Genomic DNA, 3,230 nt, shown 5'->3' on the forward strand with positions numbered 1-3,230 from the left:
AATCCTAAAGGGACCGCTGGTGATGAGGTGATCATTTTTCTGACGCGCCTCCGACCGGTCAAGAAGACTGTTGACCAATACATAAAGCGTTGGCGTATTGAGTGCTTATTCCGCCATCTCAAATCCAATGGTTTTGACCTAGAAGCGATCAATTTCAAACCCCTTGGGAAAAGCAACTTACTAATGGCTATCGTAGGGCTAAGTTACGCCATGACGATTCGAGTCGGATGGGCGGCACGCTCGACCATCCGTATCATTAAATATGACGAGAGTACTACCTTCCCCGCAGAGTCAGTATTTCGCCGAGGGCTAAGTTTGCTGACCCCGTGGTGTGCTAAGATTGAGCTCTTTATCGAACGGTATTTATGTCTAGATGATGGACGAAATCACCCCATCGTCAAAAATGTAGAGTAGTATGGAAAGAGTATCATCTTTGAAACCCATCTGGAAGTCTATACTCAAGAGTGTACGCAAATGAGTTCCGTCCGCAATATTGTCGTAGGGCCAGGGCTGTGACTTGCAGCCACATATTAGCATGAAAATTAATATTTTCAATATGTTTCGTGGAAGCATATTTGGTCATTTTTAAATTTCTGGGCTTCTCCAGCAAATTACTGAATTATAGAGTAAAAAAATAAAGAATTTGTGAAAATTGAAAGAAACGAAAGAACAACTCAAGTCCTTGTAAACATTGAATTCCGGAATGGTTGCCTTCAATCTCCAAAATCACAAAACCTAGGTTGTTGGACTATAGTACTTGAAATTATTTTAGATTATGGTGATCAAAATAAATGTATCCCAATAGGATTTTTAACTGGATGACTTGATATTGTGTCTTCACGCCGAGTAGTGAGGATATGTACTAATAATAGCTAAACGCGGTTTCACTTTGTCTTATAGCAATAGTGTGCATTGAACTTGATTTCAAGATCCCAATATACTTTCCTTTACTGAGGTCGAGAGATATTTTTTCTGTGATACTTTGACCTTCTTCAGGCCTAATATGTATTTTAATCTCAATTATTTCTCTAATAGTGATTGACGAGTTTTTTACCGTATTCTCACCATTTTTTAACTGGTGGATAAAATTTGGGATTAAATTCCCTAGGCCTTTGTAAAGTGAAATTCTAATACTCGTAAAACTTGCCTCGGGAACGGTCGATGCAACCGTCTCTGAGAGAACATTACTCTCGCCAATCCACAATGCGAGAGTGTCATTTTTAAAGCCGGTTTGAAAATCAATGCTCAATATGGTATTTAATTGTGTGTCACTTTTGATGTTTTCGTGGGACCAATGCTGTGACTTGCAGCCACAGAGTTGTAATAAAATAAGTATGGATACCGTACTTCGATAGAACATATCTATTCTTTTTTAACATTTCCGTTGATGTCAACAAGTGGCCGGTCAGTTGGATAAATCCCAAATGACTCACTTCCTCCACTTACATCATTTCGATTAAGCTTTCCCAGGGCGGCATCTTGAGATATGTGCAAAATTTGTGAGGGTGTAATACTTGTTCCAGCTGCTGCAACTTGTGTGCCAGGCAACATTAAATTGCCAGCCGCAGGTGTCATGGGGGCAATGGTATTCGGTTGCATCAATGTTGGAATGGTCATATTAATCCCAAACTTAGTCTCTGTTCTAGTTTCAATTTCAGACACATTATGAGGCAACCCCATGTTATGTCCCACTTCATGTGCGGCATTTTTTACAACTTCCTCAGCGTTTTTCTCAATATTAACATAAGCATTAAATCCATTAGGTGCTTGGCCGTCTGCGTTTTTTAAATTAGCGTTCCCTGCATTAGTTAAAATTATTCTATTGTCATCGCTAGAAAGTTTTCCACCAGTTCGTAATTTTATTTTAATAGTAGACTTTACGCCTTCAGAATTTACGCTAAAGGACGACTTTAATTGACTTTTTATTTGGCTTTTGAATTGATTTAATTCTTTTCTGGATAAATCAACTCCTTCTGTTTGTAATACTCCAGAATACTTTATTTTGACCCTTGAGCTGCCATCTTCTTTTGTTGTGGTCTTTACGTCAATCCTCATTCCATCAGGATCAATATACCGAATGGGATTATTAGCTGTATAATTATAAGGAGAATATTTTCGATACTGATCGGCCAAAGGGTCCACCGCCAACCACCGCGCCACCGCTGGGTCATACCACCGCGCCCCATAATCGTAGAGGCCCAAGCTGGCATCGAGCTCTTTGCCGTTGTATTTATAATCATAGCCACTACCTCCCGTCCCAATGGCCATATTTTCCATGCCGAACGGGTAGTAAGTGTGCGTAGCCAAGACAGAAAGGGAAGTGCCTGATCCTGGCCGGAAGACTACTCGCGTAGCTTTTGTTTGGGGCCCCTTCCCCAAACAACGCGTATGGTCCCGCAGCACGTATTCGTACTTCCAGGTTCCTTCCAAGACTGCGCGTCCTTCGCTGTGCATGATGGCTTCAAAATTTGTTCCGCTGATTTCGATGCCACTAAGATAGTCTTTTCTGGGTTGTCCGGTGGTGGTTTTGGCAAGCATGTTGCCTCGGCCGTCGTAGATAATGTTGGTTGTTACCCCGGATTTGACAATTTGCTCGGGGAGGTTGAAGATGTTTGGGGTGAGAGCGATGTTGCTGTTGCTTTGGCCGGTTAGGTTGCTCCGGAGGTCCAGCGCGCGACAAAATTAAGCCCATGGCCATTTGGGTGGACAGCGGCAGTAGAAATTTGCAAAGATTAAACTGGTAGATTCAGGCGAGGGGGATAATTAGCAAGGCCCCATTGCCTACCACCTAATGGGAAGCAGAAGGATACTCCAATTTCAAGTCTGAGATGTTTTTAAAATACTTTTCTTTTAAGGCCTGATCCTTAGAAGTATCATAGTCTGCTACGCCATTCTTTATACGCAGTTTAAGCATGTCTGGCTGATCCGGAAAAGTTAAAGATATTACCGCGTTCGCCCGGTCAATGGCTGCTTGCAGTTGGGTATCAGTTAGTTTGCCTCTGTTGGTGATGACCCAATCCAGCCAAGCCTTGGTGTAGTTCGCCAAAGCATCTTCATTCAAAAGGCTTTCGTGAAACTCGTAGGCCAGCTCGTCAAGATTAACCTTCCCTTTTGTCAAGGATTCCAGCCGCCGAAAAGCGGCAAAGTTCTCCGCTTCATCCGCTTCCGGTACTCGTCTAGTCTGCATCCGGGCAATGTCTTGTAGTACGATGGCCTCAGTTGCACTGTTG

At 42.6% G+C, this 3,230-nt stretch carries 4 protein-coding genes and 1 pseudogene; 2 read left to right on the forward strand and 3 right to left on the reverse strand.

Annotated features, from left to right (window positions below; translation table 11 throughout):
* Together H9S92_RS21980 and H9S92_RS21985 are read left to right on the forward strand one after the other, a co-directional pair.
* Positions 1-414, forward strand: a pseudogene (locus H9S92_RS21980) (hypothetical protein); the annotation flags it as partial.
* Between the two features lie 231 nt (positions 415-645).
* Positions 646-822 (forward strand): hypothetical protein, encoded by a 177-nt coding sequence (locus tag H9S92_RS21985; RefSeq protein ID WP_222936006.1) that lies wholly within the window; start codon positions 646-648, stop codon positions 820-822.
* Between the two features lie 40 nt (positions 823-862).
* Here the strand turns inward: H9S92_RS21985 and H9S92_RS06965 are convergent, their stop codons facing one another.
* From H9S92_RS06965 to H9S92_RS06975, 3 genes are all read right to left on the reverse strand, one after another.
* A complete protein-coding gene (locus H9S92_RS06965) occupies positions 863-1,360 on the reverse strand; it encodes a hypothetical protein (protein ID WP_187465992.1) in 498 nt (165 codons plus the stop codon).
* Positions 1,361-1,362: 2 nt separating this feature from the next.
* The gene (locus tag H9S92_RS06970) at positions 1,363-2,538 is read right to left on the reverse strand and encodes an RHS repeat-associated core domain-containing protein (RefSeq protein WP_187465993.1); all 1,176 of its coding nucleotides are present in this window, start codon (positions 2,536-2,538) and stop codon (positions 1,363-1,365) included.
* 250 nt (positions 2,539-2,788) lie between these two features.
* A partial coding sequence (locus H9S92_RS06975) for a hypothetical protein (RefSeq protein WP_187465447.1) occupies positions 2,789-3,230 on the reverse strand: 442 nt, incomplete at its 5' end.

Source organism: Neolewinella lacunae (assembly GCF_014349155.1).
In the GTDB taxonomy this organism is placed as follows: domain Bacteria; phylum Bacteroidota; class Bacteroidia; order Chitinophagales; family Saprospiraceae; genus Neolewinella; species Neolewinella lacunae.